At 60.8% G+C, this 16,319-nt stretch carries 12 protein-coding genes; 7 read left to right on the plus strand and 5 right to left on the minus strand.

Features of this window, described 5'->3' with window-relative positions:
* The first annotated feature begins 1 nt into the window (after position 1).
* Positions 2-769 (plus strand): IS21-like element helper ATPase IstB, encoded by a 768-nt coding sequence (gene istB, locus P9292_RS32865; protein ID WP_309963178.1) that lies wholly within the window; start codon positions 2-4, stop codon positions 767-769.
* Positions 770-1,086: 317 nt separating this feature from the next.
* On the opposite strand, the gene P9292_RS32870 is transcribed toward istB, so the two are convergent.
* On the minus strand, positions 1,087-2,031 hold the full coding sequence (locus P9292_RS32870) for a helix-turn-helix domain-containing protein (protein WP_309963180.1): 945 nt from the start codon (positions 2,029-2,031) through the stop codon (positions 1,087-1,089).
* A 389-nt stretch (positions 2,032-2,420) separates the two neighbouring features.
* On the opposite strand from P9292_RS32870, the gene P9292_RS32875 reads away from it, so the two are divergent.
* Genes P9292_RS32875 through P9292_RS32895 form a run of 5 tightly spaced genes read left to right on the plus strand, consistent with a single transcriptional unit; the run spans position 2,421 to position 8,847 of the window.
* Positions 2,421-3,416 (plus strand): ABC transporter permease, encoded by a 996-nt coding sequence (locus P9292_RS32875; protein WP_309963182.1) that lies wholly within the window; start codon positions 2,421-2,423, stop codon positions 3,414-3,416.
* Complete coding sequence (locus P9292_RS32880) at positions 3,413-4,402, plus strand: ABC transporter permease (RefSeq protein WP_309963184.1); 990 nt, start codon at positions 3,413-3,415, stop codon at positions 4,400-4,402. Before P9292_RS32875 ends, P9292_RS32880 begins: the two co-directional genes overlap by 4 nt.
* A gap of 60 nt (positions 4,403-4,462) precedes the next feature.
* Positions 4,463-5,677 (plus strand): sugar ABC transporter substrate-binding protein, encoded by a 1,215-nt coding sequence (locus tag P9292_RS32885; protein WP_309963186.1) that lies wholly within the window; start codon positions 4,463-4,465, stop codon positions 5,675-5,677.
* A 28-nt stretch (positions 5,678-5,705) separates the two neighbouring features.
* Positions 5,706-7,283 carry a sugar ABC transporter ATP-binding protein gene (locus tag P9292_RS32890; protein ID WP_309963188.1) on the plus strand — a complete coding sequence of 526 codons (1,578 nt, stop codon included), beginning with the start codon at positions 5,706-5,708 and terminating at the stop codon, positions 7,281-7,283.
* Positions 7,273-8,847: an amidase gene (locus P9292_RS32895; RefSeq protein WP_309963190.1), complete on the plus strand. Its 1,575-nt coding sequence runs from the start codon at positions 7,273-7,275 to the stop codon at positions 8,845-8,847. Before P9292_RS32890 ends, P9292_RS32895 begins: the two co-directional genes overlap by 11 nt.
* 321 nt (positions 8,848-9,168) lie before the next feature.
* Here the strand turns inward: P9292_RS32895 and lpxO are convergent, their stop codons facing one another.
* Complete coding sequence (gene lpxO / locus P9292_RS32900; RefSeq protein ID WP_309964260.1) at positions 9,169-10,071, minus strand: lipid A hydroxylase LpxO; 903 nt, start codon at positions 10,069-10,071, stop codon at positions 9,169-9,171.
* A 669-nt stretch (positions 10,072-10,740) separates the two neighbouring features.
* Between lpxO and P9292_RS32905 the strand changes: the two genes are divergently transcribed.
* Complete coding sequence (locus P9292_RS32905) at positions 10,741-11,112, plus strand: hypothetical protein (protein WP_309963192.1); 372 nt, start codon at positions 10,741-10,743, stop codon at positions 11,110-11,112.
* A 771-nt stretch (positions 11,113-11,883) separates the two neighbouring features.
* Here P9292_RS32905 and P9292_RS32910 read toward each other — a convergent pair.
* The 3 genes from P9292_RS32910 to P9292_RS32920 all read right to left on the minus strand — a co-directional run bounded on the left by P9292_RS32910 (position 11,884) and on the right by P9292_RS32920 (position 15,959).
* Complete coding sequence (locus tag P9292_RS32910) at positions 11,884-12,327, minus strand: hypothetical protein (protein WP_309963194.1); 444 nt, start codon at positions 12,325-12,327, stop codon at positions 11,884-11,886.
* On the minus strand, positions 12,324-12,959 hold the full coding sequence (locus P9292_RS32915) for an MFS transporter (RefSeq protein ID WP_309963196.1): 636 nt from the start codon (positions 12,957-12,959) through the stop codon (positions 12,324-12,326). Before P9292_RS32915 ends, P9292_RS32910 begins: the two co-directional genes overlap by 4 nt.
* Before the next feature lie 495 nt (positions 12,960-13,454).
* On the minus strand, positions 13,455-15,959 hold the full coding sequence (locus tag P9292_RS32920; RefSeq protein ID WP_309964263.1) for a DUF3772 domain-containing protein: 2,505 nt from the start codon (positions 15,957-15,959) through the stop codon (positions 13,455-13,457).
* Between the last annotated feature and the right edge of the window lie 360 nt (positions 15,960-16,319).

Here is a 16,319-nt window from a genome sequence, read left to right on the forward strand (position 1 = left end):
CATGATGATGCACCAAACCTTGACGCAACTACGCACCCTGAAGTTGGATGGGTTCGCTGACGGATTGGAAGAGCAGCTGACGCAGCCCGGCACTGCGGCTCTGAGCTTCGAGGAACGCCTGTCGTTGCTGGTCGACCGGGATGCAAGTTGGCGCGATGATCGTCGCCGCACTCGACTGCTCAAGCAAGCGCGCCTGAAGTATCCGCAGGCCGCCATCGAAGATCTCGACACCCGCGCTGGTCGAGGCGTGGACCCGCGATCGCTCACAAGCCTGGCTCTCGGCGACTGGGTCGAATCTGGATACAGCCTGCTCATTAGCGGCCCAACCGGCGCAGGTAAATCATGGCTCGCTTGCGCCCTCGCGCAGTATGCCTGCCGACGCGGGCATTCCGCGTTGTACCTACGTGTGCCGCGCCTCGGCGAGGAACTGCGCGTCCTCCACGGCAATGGCGGCTTCACCAAATGGCTGCTGCAGGTCGCTCGCGTTGATGTTCTTCTGTTGGACGATTGGGGAATGGCTCCGCTCGACGCGATGGTCCGAAACGATTTGCTCGAGATGATTGATGACCGCTCTGCCGGTAAAGCCACGATCGTGACCAGCCAGCTACCAATCGAACACTGGCATGGCTGGATAGGCGACGAGACGATCGCCGACGCAATGCTCGATCGCCTTATGCAGCGACATCACCGCATCAAACTGACGGGCGAATCTCTTAGAAAACCACCTCCGAAACCAAGCGTGCTCGAACCAGAACTCGACCAGAACTAGCAAGGAAATCTACAATCGACACCGCGCAACGCCCGACCTTGCCGAATCGGTCACGTTCCCGAAATCGGCGGTCACGTTCGCCGAAATACGCAGTCATGCGTGTCTCCGGCTTGATTATTTGATTGATGCATACGCACCGGTGCGTGATTTGACTTTGCATCGCGGTGGCGCAAGGTGCACTGGACTTAATGTTGCTGCCAGCCGGTGGCATGCGCAATTTCCCGGGCGTGCAGATGGTTTCTGCAAAAATGCACAGGCATACAGGCACGGGCGCTGGAGGCCCACGGACGGGCTGTTCGGCGCCTGGCAAGACTTGCTTACTGGAGCTGACGAGCGAGAACGGCTCTCGGCGTAACGTCGAACGTCCTCTTGAAGAAGCGGCAGAAATGCGACAGGTCGCTGAAGCCGCACTGATAGGCGGCTTGCGTGACATTCGATACACTGCCGCTTTGCAGCAGGTCGAAACTCTTCTGAATGCGCGCTCGCCATAATGCTTGGGTCGGGGTTGATCCCACGGCGGCGAACGCGCGTGCAAGCGTGCGTTCCGACACGTTCAGACAGCGGGCCATCGCGCCGACCGAAAGGCTGTCGTCCTCGAGGTTGTCGTCGATGAAGCGCAGAGTGTTCGCGCGCAGCGCCGCGTGCTTCTTCGACCAGCGTTCGGACAGCGTCGAGTGATGAACCTCGAGGACTGCGGTGAGCGCGTCAACGAATGCGCCGCCGAGCCGACGCTTGGCGAGCTCGGGCGCTTGCGCCGGAAACAGCAGCGCTTCTTTCATGAAACTGCCGAGCAGTCCGCTGATCGACGGGCTGCTGGTGATTGTCGCGTTGATCAGCCGTTCGATCTCGGGAAATCGGCCGAGGATAATCGAGCGTGGCATCCGCATCAGAAAGAGCGATTCGACGGCCACCTCATGATCGAACGGTTGCGAAGCGTCGTAAAGCGCGATCTGCCCGCAGCCGAGCTCCAGATACCGGCCGGATTGCGACATCTTCACCGATCCGGATTCGACGTAGAACGCGATGATGTCTTCGTCCGGTCGACGGCGCACGTCCTGGGCTGTTCGATGCCACGAGTGTGGGCTCGCGGTGTAATGACCGACCAGCAGATTGCCGAGCGATTGACCGCGCACATGACCGTGGAAGTCGCTGGCCTTGAGCGCCTTGCTTTGCGCGGGCGCGAAATGCGCGCAGATCGAATCCTGCCAATAGTCAAAGCGCTGGCTATCGTCGACCGTGGCCGTAGAGAAATTGAATTCCACTGAAGGCGTCCTTTTAGCGGGCGGGACTACGGTCATAACAAAGCAAGATCCATGCCGAACGTCGTGACACGAGGCGCGCCGCTCGATTCTCTTTCGCGGACCCCGTCCTGCACCAATAGGGGAAAGCCTAGCGGCCTCGCGCACCGCTTCGGCGCGCGCCGCCCGGATGCGCGACCTGTGTTGGCCCGCTTTCCGTCGAAAGCAGGCTCGATTGCCGATCGTGTCTTGCCCAGACCATTTGCAATGGCTGTCGTGGCAAAGCAGAGCGACTTTTGCATTCATACCATCGCAGTTACTGATTTTCTGGCGGGCGTATTCCGACGGCAGCCGCTGCAACGCAGTCGCGGGGCGTCCTTGAATCACTCGCAATCATTGTTCGGAAGCACCCAATGACCATCCATCGAAATCACGGCACCAACGCAGGTCCAGTAGGAATGCTAAGGGAATGGGGTACCCGCGGCGTGTCGCTCGCCGCGCTCATCTACATGGCGATGCTCGCGGTATACGCGGTCTTCGATCCGGACGCGCTCGACGTTTCGTCGGTGATGAATCTGGCGAACAACTCGGCGCCCTTGGCGCTCGCGGCGGCGGGACAAACCGTCGTGATTCTGTCGCGCGGATTCGACCTATCGCTGGCGGGAACGATCGCGGTCGCGAACGTGCTGGTCGCCACTTATCCGTTGCCGGGGCCGGGCGGTGCTGTCGCGTCGTTTCTGCTGTGTGCAGTTGTTGGCGCGGCCGTCGGTCTAGTGAACGGCTACCTGGTCGCATACCGCCGTATCCAGCCCATTGCCGCCACGCTGGCGACAATGATTGTCACGCAGGGCATTGCGTTGCTGATCATGCCGGTTCCGGGCGGCTCGGTCGCCGACTTCATCAGCATGACCATGACCGACACCTTGTTCGGCATGCCGATTACCGCGATGGTCGTCTGCGTATTCGCCGCGCTATGGCTGTTCCTCAAGCATACGGATGTGGGCGTATGGATTTACGCGACCGGTGCGGACGAAGTGGCCGCCACGTTGTCCGGCGTCCCGACCAGAAGGGCGCGTTGCCTGGCGTTCGTCGTGGCGGGCGTCTGCTATGGCGCATCGGGCTTCCTGCTCAGCGCGCAGACCGCGACCGGCGATCCGAACTCCGGCATACCGTTTCTGCTGCTGTCGTTCGCGGCCGTCGCGTTGGGCGGGACCAGCCTGACCGGAGGGCAGGGGGGCGTGATCGGGTCGATGATCGGCGCCGGCGTGCTGCTTCTGATGCAGAAGATGTTGCTGGCGATGGGGATTTCGTCGTTCTACACGGGGCTGTGCCAGGGCTTGCTGCTGATTGCCGCGATCCTTTGCGAGCGGGGCCTGACGCAGGCGCGCCATAGCGGAGCGGAAGCATGAGTGCGAGAGTCGACGTTTCCGACCCCATCGAAGCGGGCCGGGACGGGCGGCGCGCTCGCCGCACGACGCCCGAAACCGTGGCCACGGTCGTGCTGGCCGTGCTGACGGTCGTCTGCATCTTCGCGTCCCGGTTGATTTCACCCGCTCTCGGTTCGTGGAATCAAGCCGAGACAGTATTGATCCTCGGGACGTTCTTGCTGCCCGTCGCGCTCGGGCAGGGGCTCGTCATCCTGTCGGGCGGGCTGGACCTGTCGGTCTCGGCCAATTTCATGTTTGGCGGCGTGATGACCACGTCATTGCTGAGCGGCGCCCACGCGGATCAATGGCAGTTCCTCGTGCTGATCGTATTGATGGCCGGCGTGATCGGCTGCCTGAACGGCATCGGCATCGCCGCGTTCAGGATTCCGGCTTTCATGATGACGATGAGCATCGGGATCATCGTGGCATCGGTCGCGCTCGGCTATACAAACGCGAGCCCGGTCGGCGACGCGCCGGCGCTGGTGGTGTCGATCGTCAAGGGCCGCACGGCCGGCGTCCAGAACATCGTACTGATATTCGCGCTGGTTTGCCTGATCGGCATTGCGTTGCAGAGTCGTTCGGTATTCGGCCGGCATCTGTATGCGATAGGAGGAAGCGCGCAAGCCGCGCGCGTCGCCGGCGTGCCGGTCGCGGGGACGCTGATCGGCGTCTATGCGTGCAGCGCGATGCTGGCCGCGATCAGCGGGATCCTGCTGTGCGGCTATTCGGGCGGCGCCACGTTGACGATGGGCGACCCCTATCTGCTGCCGTCAATCGCCGCGGTGGTCGTGGGCGGCTCTTCAATCCTCGGCGGACGCGGAAATTTCGTCGGAACGATTGTCGGCATCTGCTTTCTCGGCACGATCGATTCGCTGATTGGCGCGACCGGGCTCGAACAAGGTTGGCGGCTGGTCATTTCGGGGGGCGTCATCGCGCTGGCGCTGCTCGCGCAGCCGTCGTCCCGATGACCGATCCGGTTGCACGAACAACCCTTTTTAAAGGCTCATAAACTCATGAAAGCGGGAAAAATGAAAATTGTTCTGTTGACTGCGCTGCTGGCCAGCGCGCTCGCGCTGGCGACCGGGGTATCGGACGCGCAAACCCCGGCGCCGCACACCGGTAAATACAAGATATTCCTCAGCCTGAGCTATACGGGGAACAGCTTCATGAGCGAGTACGCGAATATCGTCAAGGCGCTCGCCAGCACGCCGCCTTACGACAAGATGGTCGATCTGAAGGTCGTGATCTCCGGCACCGATCCGCAGGCGCAGATCGCCGCGTATGAAAGCATGATCGACGCGAAGGCCGACGGCATCATCAGTTTTCCGATTTCGCCGACGGCTCTAAACCGCACGATCAAGCGCGGTTGCGAAAAGGGCGTGAAGTTTTTCATGGCCGACGCCACGGTGACCGAGCCCTGTGTCTACAACGTCAGTTACGTGTCCGCGGGCTTCGGCGAGAATACGGCCCAGGCGCTGGTCAACATGCTGGGCGGCAAAGGCAAGATCTTCATGAACCGCGGCGTGCCCGGCACGTCGCTCGACAAGCGACACGCGGATGGTGCGGAATCGGTCTTCTCGAAATATCCTGGCATCAAGGTGCTAACTGAGTACTATGGAATGTGGGACGACCGGATCAGCCAGAAGGAGACGTTGAAGGCGCTCGCGGCTCATCCGGACGTGGAGGGCATCTGGTCCGAAAGCGGCGAGGCCGGCGTATTGAAAGCGCTTGTCGATTCCCGACACAAGCTGATTCCGGTCACCGGCGAAAACATGAACGGCTTTCGGCTCGGGCTGCTCAACAAGAACTACACGTCGAACGGGCTCACAGGCGTTTCGTCCGGCGCGCCGCCGGCCACCTCCGGCTACGCATTCAAGCTGATGATGGAAGTGTTGACCGGCAAGCGTGATCTCAAGCCGACCAACATTCAGTATCCGTTGCCGTGGGTGACTGCCGACAAGGTGAAGCTATGCAACGGCAAGACCATCGCAGACGGCTGCAACACGTTCGCCGCGAATCTCGTCCCCGACGGTTTCGCGGACGAGATCTACGACAAGACGCTGCTGCCCGAGATCGATCTGGACTCCGCGCTGACGGGCAAGCCAGTCGCGGGCGCGACGATCCAGCCGCTGCCCGCGCAGATCGTTGTCGCGCCGAACGAGCCCGGCATCAATTGCGGCGACTGCGCGCCGGCCGCCGACCGGTACAAGCTGACGAAGGTCAAGGCCACAGTCCAGCCGTGATCTCGTGTTTGCCGTTTCGGAGTGTGCGATGAGCAAAAGCGAAATTTCCGTTGATTTGCGGTCGATATCGAAGGCGTACGGCCCGACGGTCGCGCTCGAGAGCGTGTCGTTTCGGATTGCAGCAGGCGAAATCCAGGCGCTGCTGGGCGAGAACGGCGCGGGAAAGTCGACGATCGTTAAGGTACTGTCTGGGGTCGTCGCCCCCGATGCAGGATCGCTGAGCATCATGCGGCGCCCGTATGCACCCCGGGATCCGGTCGGCGCGCGGCAGGCAGGCGTGCATACCGCTTTTCAGGAGCTGAGCCTGATTCCCAATCTGACGGTCGCGCAGAATTTCTTTCTGCCGCGCTCGCTGCGTCGCATGGGCGGCACGGTCGCGACCCGGCTGATGGAGGAGCGCGTCGCCGCGATTCTCTTGGACCACGGCATCGACGACATTTCGAGTTGCAGTCTCGCCGGCGACCTGTCGCTCGCATCCCGACAGCGGCTCGAAATCGTGCGCGCGATGCACGGCAATCCGCTTCTGCTGATCCTCGACGAGCCGACTGCCGCGCTCGCCAACGTCGACTGGCTTTTCTCGCTGGTACGCAAGGCGACCGCGCGCGGCACTGCGGTGCTCTATATTTCGCACCGCCTGTCGGAAATCCGCGAACTCGCGTCCACGGCCACGGTGCTGCGAAGCGGCAAGAGCGTGGCGACTGTGTCGCTCGCCGAAGTCAGCGACGGCGATATCTTCGGGATGATGGTCGGCCGCTCCGGCTTGTCGCAACGCGGGCTGCGGGCGCGCGCCGCCGCGCCGGGACGTGCGAGGTCGCTAGTGCTGAACGACTTGACCGGTCGGGGCCTGCACGGCGTGTCACTTGAAGTGGCGGGCGGCGAGATTCTTGGGGTCGCCGCCTTCGAGGGGCAGGGGCAGCGCGAGCTCTTCCAGACGCTGAGCGGCCAGGCAGAGCCCACTGGCGGCCAGATCGTGCTAAACGGGCGCGCGATTCGTCTGCGCAGTCCGCGTCATGCGTTGCGTACGCAACAGGGGATCGCCTACGTCGCAGAGGACCGCAAGACGGAAGGCATTTTTCCGAACCTCTCGACGGCGGCGAACATCACGCTGCCGATTTCGGGGCGTCTGGGACGGCTGGGGATCGTGTCGATCTGGAAGGAGATCCGAGCGGCGAAAGCGGCGGCGTCGCAGGTCGAACTGCAGGAGCGGTATCTCCGGTTTCGTATCGAGGACCTGTCGGGCGGCAACCAGCAGAAAGCCTTGCTGGCCAGGGCGCTGATGACCGGCGCGAGGACCCTGCTGCTGTACGACCCGACGCGTGGCGTCGACGTCGGCACGAAGGAGGTTCTGTACCGCGCGATCGAGGACTTCTGCGCGGCGGGCGGCGCGGTGCTCCTGTATTCGACCGAACTCGCGGAACTCAGGCGCATCGCGGACCGGTGCCTTGTGATGTACGAGGGCAAGGTCGTGGCCGACGTCAATCCCGATGGAATCGGCGAGGCGGCGCTCGTTGCACTGATGTCCAATCACCCGCTCGAGGCGCGTTCCGCGCAACCGGAAGAGAACGCGGGCTTGCGCGCGTCGAGCCTTTCACATATTGACCGATAGAGAGGATGACTTGAATAGCATACAGCCGGGCCATGCGGCGCGCGTCGCGAACATTCCCGCCCCGTCTGCGGACGATGTCCTGCGGATTTCCGCCCAACTCGGGCTCGGCATCGGCGCGAGCGACGCCGGGTTTTACGCCGACGTCGTAGCAAACAGCGTGCGCAATTACGGCAACGTCTTCGAGATCGCGGCGCAGGGGGCGCGGCCGGTGCCCGCCGGCCGCGAATATGCGAAGCCCGGTGGCGCGGACAACATACACAACGCGTGGCACGTGAAGTCCCATATCGTCGAGGCGGCGGGCGGCCGTCTCGCGGGCCGCCGCATCGCGATCAAGGATAGCGTTCCGGTGGCGGGCCTGCCGATGATGATCGGCGCGAACATTTTCGATGGCTATATTCCCGAGACCGATGCCGAGGTGGTCAAGCGGATCCTGGCGGAGGGCGGGATTATCGCGGGCAAGGCGCATTGCGAGTATCTATGCTTTTCGGGCAACAGCCACACGTGCAGCGCGGGACCGATCCTGAATCCGTGGGCCGAAGGATTTTCGTCGGGCGGCTCGTCGTCCGGTTCGGCCGTGCTGGTCGCGACCGGCGAGGTCGACATGGCGATCGGTGCCGATCAGGGCGGTTCGATCCGGTTACCGGCCTCGTTCAGCGGCATCGTGGGCATCAAGCCGACCTATGGACTCGTGCCGTACACCGGGATACCGTCGCTCGATGCATCGTTCGATCACGTGGGCCCGATGACCGCGACGGTCGCCGACGCGGCGCTGCTGTTGAGCGTGATCGCCGGGCCGGACGACGTCGATCCGCGCCAGCGGGGCGACCAGCGGTCCGACGCTTACGAAGCGGCGATCGGGGCGGGCGTGGAGGGTCTGACGATCGGCGTGCTGAAGGAGGGGTTCGATGTGCCCGGCAGCGATCCGGCGGTAGGCCGGCGCGTGCGCTACGCGGCATCGGTCCTCAGGAAACTGGGCGCGCGGGTGGTCGACGTATCGATTCCCCTGCACCTGAACGGCTTCGACATCTGGAGCGCGATCGGCTGGACGGGCATGAGCGAAACCGCGTTGAGGGGAAACGGGTTCGGCATCGGCCGCCACGACCAGTACCCGGTCTCGCTGATGCAATGGGCGCACGACCACGCGGCGGACGTCGAACAGGCGCCGGCCAGTGTCAAGCTCTTCTTCGTCATCTCGGAGCATGTCAGGCGTCATATCGGTTATGCCGGTTACGGAAGCGGCATTAATGCGGGTCGCGTGCTACGGCGACAGTACGACGCCGCGCTGCACGAGGTCGACCTTTTGCTGATGCCGACGACGCCGATGGCCGCGACGCGCTTGCCGGACGCATCGACGAGCGTCGAGGTGGAATTGAAGACGTCGCATCCGATGGCGCTCAACACGGCGCCGTTCGATTTCACCCACCACCCGGCGTTGTCGCTGCCCTGCGGTGGCATCGACGGGCGGCCGGTCGGCTTGATGCTGGTTGGCGCCCATTTCGACGAATGCACAGTCCTTCGTGCGGCCGATGCGTTCGAGCAGACCGGCGAGGGGGTGTTTCGTTGAGTTCCCTCGCGACTGGACTGGCCGATCCCGCTTAGCGGCTTTGCCCTACGACATTCGATTTCAAACGGGGAGGACAAAGGGTTTCAATGAGATTTTCCGTAGCTCGTTCCACGCGTGTCCCAAGCGACTGATGACCGTCGAGTGCCTATGGGAGGCCTATGAAAGCGGTGCTCTTCGGGCGAGGATCGCCTTGCCTCACCAGGCACACTGGTCAGGCCGAATGGAACTGAACCGCCAACCGCCGATATCGCGCGAGTGCTCAGAGCGGAAGGGCTGTAATTCTTGCGGTAGTAGATGTGCTTGTGCACCGCCGTCTCGCATTCAGTAGCGCCAAAAGATCGCCACTGCGATTCCGCCAAACAATAACCACTTTACGATGTAGTACGCAGTCCGGTTCCACGCCTTCAGATGCTTGCCGGCGAGTCGGATCAAATAGAGGTATTTGAATGCCCGATTCAGCCAGCCAGTGCGGTCACCGATCGCATTCGGCGATGCGGCGGCGCGCATAACAAAGCCACCAATGGCGCGATTGAAGGCCTGCGCCCAGCGGTATTTCATGGGCCGCTCGATATCGCAGAACAGAATGATGCGGTGCCTTTCTGTCTTGTTTTCGGCCCAGTGCAGATATGTTTCGTCGAATACGACCTCCTCTCCATCGCGCCACGAATAGCGTTCGCCGTCGACGATGATCGCGCAGCCGTCGTCGTTCGGCGTTACGAGTCCGAGGTGATAGCGCAGCGCGCCAGCGTACGGATCGCGATGCAGCGTGAGCGTGCCGCCAGGCGGCAGCGTCGCGAACATGGCGGCCTTGACGGTCGGAATGTTCCGCAAGACTGCCAGCGTATTCGGACACGTCGCGACGGCGGACGGATGCGGATGGTCATACCATTTCAGGTAGAAACGCTGCCAGCCGCGCCGAAAGAAGGAATTAAAACCGATGTCGTTGTATTTACCGGACGCTTGGATTTTGCTTGCGTCATGAAGTGCCACGGCTTCGGCGCGAATCGCTTCCCATTGCGCCTTGATCGGCGCCAGTTCGGGAAACAGCGACGGTTGAAGATAGGGCGTGGAAGGCACGCGCGAAAACAGGTAGACAAAGCTGTTCAGCGGCGACATGAATGTCGAATGATCAGAAAGCTGGCGAAAGAACCCATGCCGAACCTTGCCCCGCCAGTGCGCGTAGGCGGTGCAAGCGATGAAGATCAACAGAATCACCCAGCGCATGTGCTCTCCCGGGAGGTGAGAATCTTTGGATGGACCATAGCCCCGGCAAGATGGAACCACGCCCGTCCGCGACGATGAAGCCTGGAAATTCCCGCCGCAGGCTGCGTACATAGGACAATCTTGATCTATCTTCAGATCCGGCGACTCCACTAGAAGGGGCGTGAGAGTTCCTCTTCAGCCCCTCGATCAGCACCACCCGCTCGCAGCTTTCATCGTAAGCCCTTTTAGCCTGCCTACTGGAGCGTCAGCGTGGATGTCGGTGGCCAGGAGCGAACTATTGAGGTCTCAGTCCCGCTGAGCCCCAACCTTCGCCGTGATGGGCACGGTCACGCTACCAACGAGTAATTCATTATATGAAGAATTTGGCATTCCGTTGACGATGCGGCCGGAAACGGGATTTTGCTGTCTCCGCAATGGCGTCACGCACCAGATAGGAACAGTTCGGGGACGGATCGCTCAATCACCCGGATCCTCTTGCAGCCCTGAATGAAACTGCCATTCCGCGGCTGGCGGTCGATCCGGGCGACTTGTTCAGCCATCCGATTGCCGGCCCCCGACGAAGTACACCGACCGTACGCGATCGCGTCTGCGAAAGTTCCTCATGGGTTCTGTCGCTCCTCAGGCACCTGCTGGCAATACAGATCATGCTGCTGTAATATTAATCGGTTGATGAATTACGTTAGCGATCCAGATATGGGTGCCGACTGCAAAATAGCTGCGACGGGCATGCCCACTGCCATGGCGGGCCGGGCTGGTCGAACGGATAGCCACGGCCGTCAGGGTATTGATCTGAACATCGAAATGACCAAGGTGATGTTGTCGCGCGGCGAGTACAGCGTCCATTGCGAGCCGCTACGCATGCCTGACGGACGCTTTTGCGCGACGGCGGTGATCACGCGACCTTCGAAGCGGGCGGTGGTAACCAGCCGGCGCTTTCCCGCGGAACGGTTTGACTCTCCGGAAGCTGCGATCAAAGACGCGGTACAGTGGTCGATGCGGTGGCTGAACAGGCATTCGAAGGATAGTTTCGACAAGGCGTAACATGTCGACACCAGCGACGCAGCTCGCAGCAGCACGCGGGGCCCACTGGAGATGGGCCGCCTTCGGTCGTTTGCAGGGAACGGCATGCCCAAGCTCCGCAGTAAGGTGCAGGGTATTCGGGGGGCGCGTAGTTGACATCCAGCGCGTGCGCTGCACCGTGGACATCAATCTTGATGGGGCCTCCTGCGTGTGGGCTGGAAACGAGGACTGCCGCGTGTGCCGTGTCGGCACCGATATCGGCCTCATGTTCCGGCGCAAGCTCGACGTCACGCTGAGATGTTCGCAGTTTCCAAGCCGATCGATCTGAACTTCGCTGATGCGCATAGTGTCTTCGACGTGATTGGCATCGGATCGACCGATTGTGCAGGCCACGCCCCGATTTACAACGTCTCGTGCGCACGGTCGCCAAGCCTTCGTGGAAGTCAATCGTTGTGATGCCGGCCAAGGGCGGCAGGAGCGCGAACGATAGAACGTCGGCAACGCGCTCGTCTAAAGCGTCATCAGTGTATGAGCTTCCGGGCGCATGGCGAGGCCAAAAGTTTGGTACTCGCAAAAAATCTTTCGGATTCGGCTATTGTTTGGTCTGCTTGAACTTCATTCAGCGAATTAAACAGCCCTAACGGTAGGGCCACTGGCAGATAGCAAGCGCTTAGCCTGTCTCTTGGCCTGCCGGTTCTGATGATGCCGCTACGTCAGGAAGTGTTCTCCGAATCCATTCGTTTTGTTAGCCTGAACGAACACGCTTCGACGCGAACGACAATGGCCGTGCTCTCAATGTTCCACCATTGACGAAGTGTCGGGCTGGGCGGGACGTGGTCGCATGAGGGCCACGAAAGGTATGACCGCAAGACTAAGGACGAACAGCAGCTTGAAATCGTCAACGTAGGCAATCTGCGTATTGCGCGTCAGTTCGGTTTGCACAAAGGAAATGCCGATACTGCTGCCGATGTCGCGGCTCAGGCTGTAGATTGAGGTGCCATCTCCACGCAACTGCGGATCGAGCGTCGAAAAGGTGGCGGTTGTCAGTGGTACGGAGGTCAGGCCGATACTGAGCCCCTGCAGAAAGCCCGACCAGATCACCGTGCTTTCGCTCACGAACAGGTTGTAGCCAGCCATCTGCCAGAGCGAAAACGCCGCGACGGCGAAACCGATTGCGATAAGGTTGCGCGCCTTGAGCGGACCGACGAGACGTCCCGCGAGCGTCATCGCGATCATTGAGCCTGCTCCGCTGGGTGCGGTCGCCAAACCCATGCGACGACGGAATACAGCATCAGGTTCTGCAACAACGGTGGAAGAAGCGCACGGGTTGCATACAATACAGCACCGACGATGAAGTATATGGAACAGCCGGTGACAAAGTTGCGGTCGTGCGCCGGGGCACGATTAAAGGTCGTTTCGACCGTTAGCGTGTGCACGAGAAAGAATGCAAAGATGATGAGCGCGGTCAATGACTCGATCCAGATCTCGACTGAGCCGTACCAGTCCTGCACTCCTCCGCGATCGAGGAAGAGCTGGAGCGATCCGATGGCAATGCTTAAGGTCGCGAGGCCAAACAGGTCGAGCCGCCGAGCGGATACCGGAGTCTCATTCATAAAGATCAGGATGCCGAGGAAGGCAACGATGCCGGTAGGCACATTCACGTAGAACACCCAGCGCCAGTTATAACTGTCTGTAAGCCAGCCCCCGAGTATAGGGCCGAGAATTGGTCCAATCGTCACGCCCATGCCCCAGATAGTCATCGCCCGCGCGTGCTTTTCCCTGGGCATGACCGAAATAGTCACGAGTGCCCGGATCCTGGCATTGAGAAAGATTGGTGTGCAATCAACGGTAGAAATGCGATCGATCACCTTCCTCGTGAACCTTGGACGCAGGCACTGCCAGAGCCGAGCAGACAGATGCCCGGTCGGGCGTCATCACCCGACCGCAAGCAATCTGTCTGCTTAGCTGCCGCGCTGCGAATGACCGGGCGTGTCAGGCGTCTTAGACAGAGGTGGCGGAGGTTCTTCGCGTGATTTGCGGACGCAGGCCGAAGCTGGCCAACATTGCTCACGACATGAAATGTGAAGTTTGTGTCTCAATGCCATCAGTTCAACCGCTGTTGCACGAAAATTTTCGCGTCGCCAGGACGGCCTTTCACCTGGCGTCGCATTTAGATAACGCCAGGACATACAACGCATGCAGGTCGAAACGCCGCAAGAAAGGATCATCTTCGTTTCTCGACGAAGCGGTCCCAACGTGCATTTACCTCGCCCGTCATCAGGGCGCAGTCGCAAGACACACTGCCCGACCCATGATGCTTGTAGTGTTTAATCAACATCGTCGCTTGATGGAAGGCGGCATAACTAATTCTGCGGAGACACATCCGGTGTGCAGTTTTTCGCCTCCGATTCTGCGAAGGCACGCGTTTCGGAAGGCTGCTGCTCAAGATTATCATGCTGCGAGCGGCGGACCACGAGTGTTTGCGGGTTGGACAACGGTATGCCGGCGTCGCGCAGTCGTCTGAGCACCTCGAAGAGAAGATCGCTTTTGGCACTGCCCGTAATCCGGGGACTACGCACGTAGCCGGTAACGCTTAGCGTAATACCCGCAGGCGTCAGGTCGCTAAAAAGAACCGACGGTCCCGGCTGCTCCAGGATGGCGGGGTGGTCCAGGAATGTCTGCAAGAGAAGATCCCGAACCCGCTCCGGATCGATGTCAAGCGGGAAAATCAGGATGAGTGTGGCGACCCCCAGGCTGGTGTTGCCCATCGTCACATTGCGCAGGTTCTGGGAGATCAACTGCGAGTTTGGCACGATCACCGTTGACCGATCGGCAAGCTGGATTTCGGTCGCGCGGACGTTAATACGTCGGATGTCGCCTTCGACGCCGCTGATGCTGACCATGTCACCGACCTTGACTGGTCGCTCGGTTAGCAGGATCAGTCCGGATACAAAATTCTTCACGATTTCCTGCAGGCCGAACCCGATGCCTACCGACAGGGCACTGACCACCCAGGCAAGGTTATCCCATCGTACGCCGAGCGCTGACAGCGTGAGCAGCGCGATGGCGACATAGCCGATATTGGTGAATAATGCCAGCAGCGACGCCCGCATGCCGACACCCATGCCGGTCTTGGGCAGAAACTTGCGGTCCAGCCAGCGATGCACCGAGCGCAGCAGATACAGTCCGACAGCGAGCGTCAGTCCCGCATTGAGCACGCGAGAGGGAACGATGTTCAGGCTGCGTAGCCGGTCGCCCCCGAAAACTTCGACGATGTCGTTGAAAAGATCTGCCGGAGTCGTGCCGAATCCACCCGTCAAGAGCGCGACGACCGCGACAAAGAGTAAAAGACTCGTCGCCAATCCGGACAGCACCGTTGACGTCTGGTCGAGATGCGCTTCCTCGACGCCAAAGAGGTTCCTGAACGTCTTTCCGCTGGCATGCTGAACCGAGAACAGGTTTTCGAAAACATCCTGTGTGAGCCGCGTGAGCAGATAGAAACTGCAAAGAACGAGACTGACCCACACCAACTCATAGGTAAGGAAGCGGGATAATGTGATGTAGCCAGCTAGCAATGCGAACAGTGCTACTACGACCGTGACCGTGATGCCGGCGTGGAGCATTCCGGCAAGCGTCGACCGGGCTTCGGGAGGTTTGCCCGCCGCTGCCATCGTGTTGCGGACGCGATTGACCCGGATCAGCGCAGCGCCGATGACCAATACCACAACCAGCGAGACCAGGCCGCGAGCGAACAGCGTAACCTCGAGACTGCTGTCGATGACCCTGTTGATCTGCTCTACGGTGCCGAAAACAATGAGGAGTACGGCCAGTAGGCGGGGAATTGGACTTATCGCGAGGACCACTTCGTCAGCAATTACCGGCAGGCGCCAGGACGGACGTTTCGCGCTCAGCAGCGCCCGTCCGAGGCCGGAGACGGAGGCGCAGATCAGCGACAGGCGCATCACATTTTCTGCCACCTGGTCGAGCGGTGGCACCAGAGGATGCCGCCGGGTCATGGCGACATAAGTGATCTCCACCACACAGGCGGTCGATACGACGCTGGCGATCGTGGTTGCGATCGCCAGTGCGCTTCGCCTTAACCTACCCTCTGGCAGTCGACGCAGGCATAGCGAGGCAATGGCCGATTCGAATGCACGTGGTCCGACGGCCCAGAAGGCAAACGCAGACAGAAGAAGCAGCGCGGTGGTCGGCCACCGGGCGGTTTGCCACGCAAACCGAAATTGCTTGAGCAACAGGGCATTGAAGGACCAAAACGCTTCCGAGTCCCCGGGATCGGGCTTAACCAGTGGTGCCCAGAACCTGGGTTGCAGAATGCTGCTGGAGCGCAACGCGAGTAGGTCGCTTAGCCTGTCATGCTGGAGACGGCTGATCTGTTTATGCAGCTTTGCCAGGTTATCTCGAATGGACTGGGCCTGCCGGATTTGAACGTCCAGCTGCGATAGCCGGCCGCCCAGCGTACGGCGTTGTAACGCAACAGCTGGCGTTTCCGGCTCTGCGCCGGGGGTGGGCACAGGAGCCAGCACATCAAGTTGCTCCTGCAGTTTTGCATGCCAGGGCATTAGCGAAGTGGCCAGCAAGAGCTGGACCTTGTCGGTCATTTCCCGGGCGAGTGCATCCGATTCGGCGAGTTCCGCATCTCTGGTCGCCTCCGCAGCGCGCTGCCTGAGCTTGTTCTGACCAGCTTGCAGTTCCTCCAAAAGGGCGTCGACATCGGGGGCCGTCAGGGATGCGGGCACTGTTGACGCCGCCTTCGTATCGGAAGCATCAGCCGCCCTAGCGAAGGGGGGGAGTAGTAAGCAGACACACAATAGAAAGCCGGAAAGGGCGAGATTGCACGTAGATCGCATGGGGTTCGACAGCTGAAAATTGTTCTTCCAAAATCGGTGGGCACTGTTCGCTATCGCACCGCTAACGCGCACGTCCGTTGTGGTCATTGAATGCTTGAACTATCTTGAGAAATCGCACCTAACGTCGATCATTATTTCATTGAATGATGAATTGTGCGACGCAAGTTTTCAGGCAGCGAGCAAATCAATCTGGAGACTATCGAGATTCCCAGTTGTAGCGACGCAGTCAAGTGAGAACGCCTCAGACCAAGGGGCGTTTCGCGGCATCTTATCCTCGAATCCGCACCGACGCAGTGCGGTATCACGGGCTTCCGGATGGTCAATCCGCTTTCTGCAATCCGCCGTTCAGGGATCGATGTT

The organism is Caballeronia sp. LZ001 (assembly GCF_031450875.1).
In the GTDB taxonomy this organism is placed as follows: domain Bacteria; phylum Pseudomonadota; class Gammaproteobacteria; order Burkholderiales; family Burkholderiaceae; genus Caballeronia.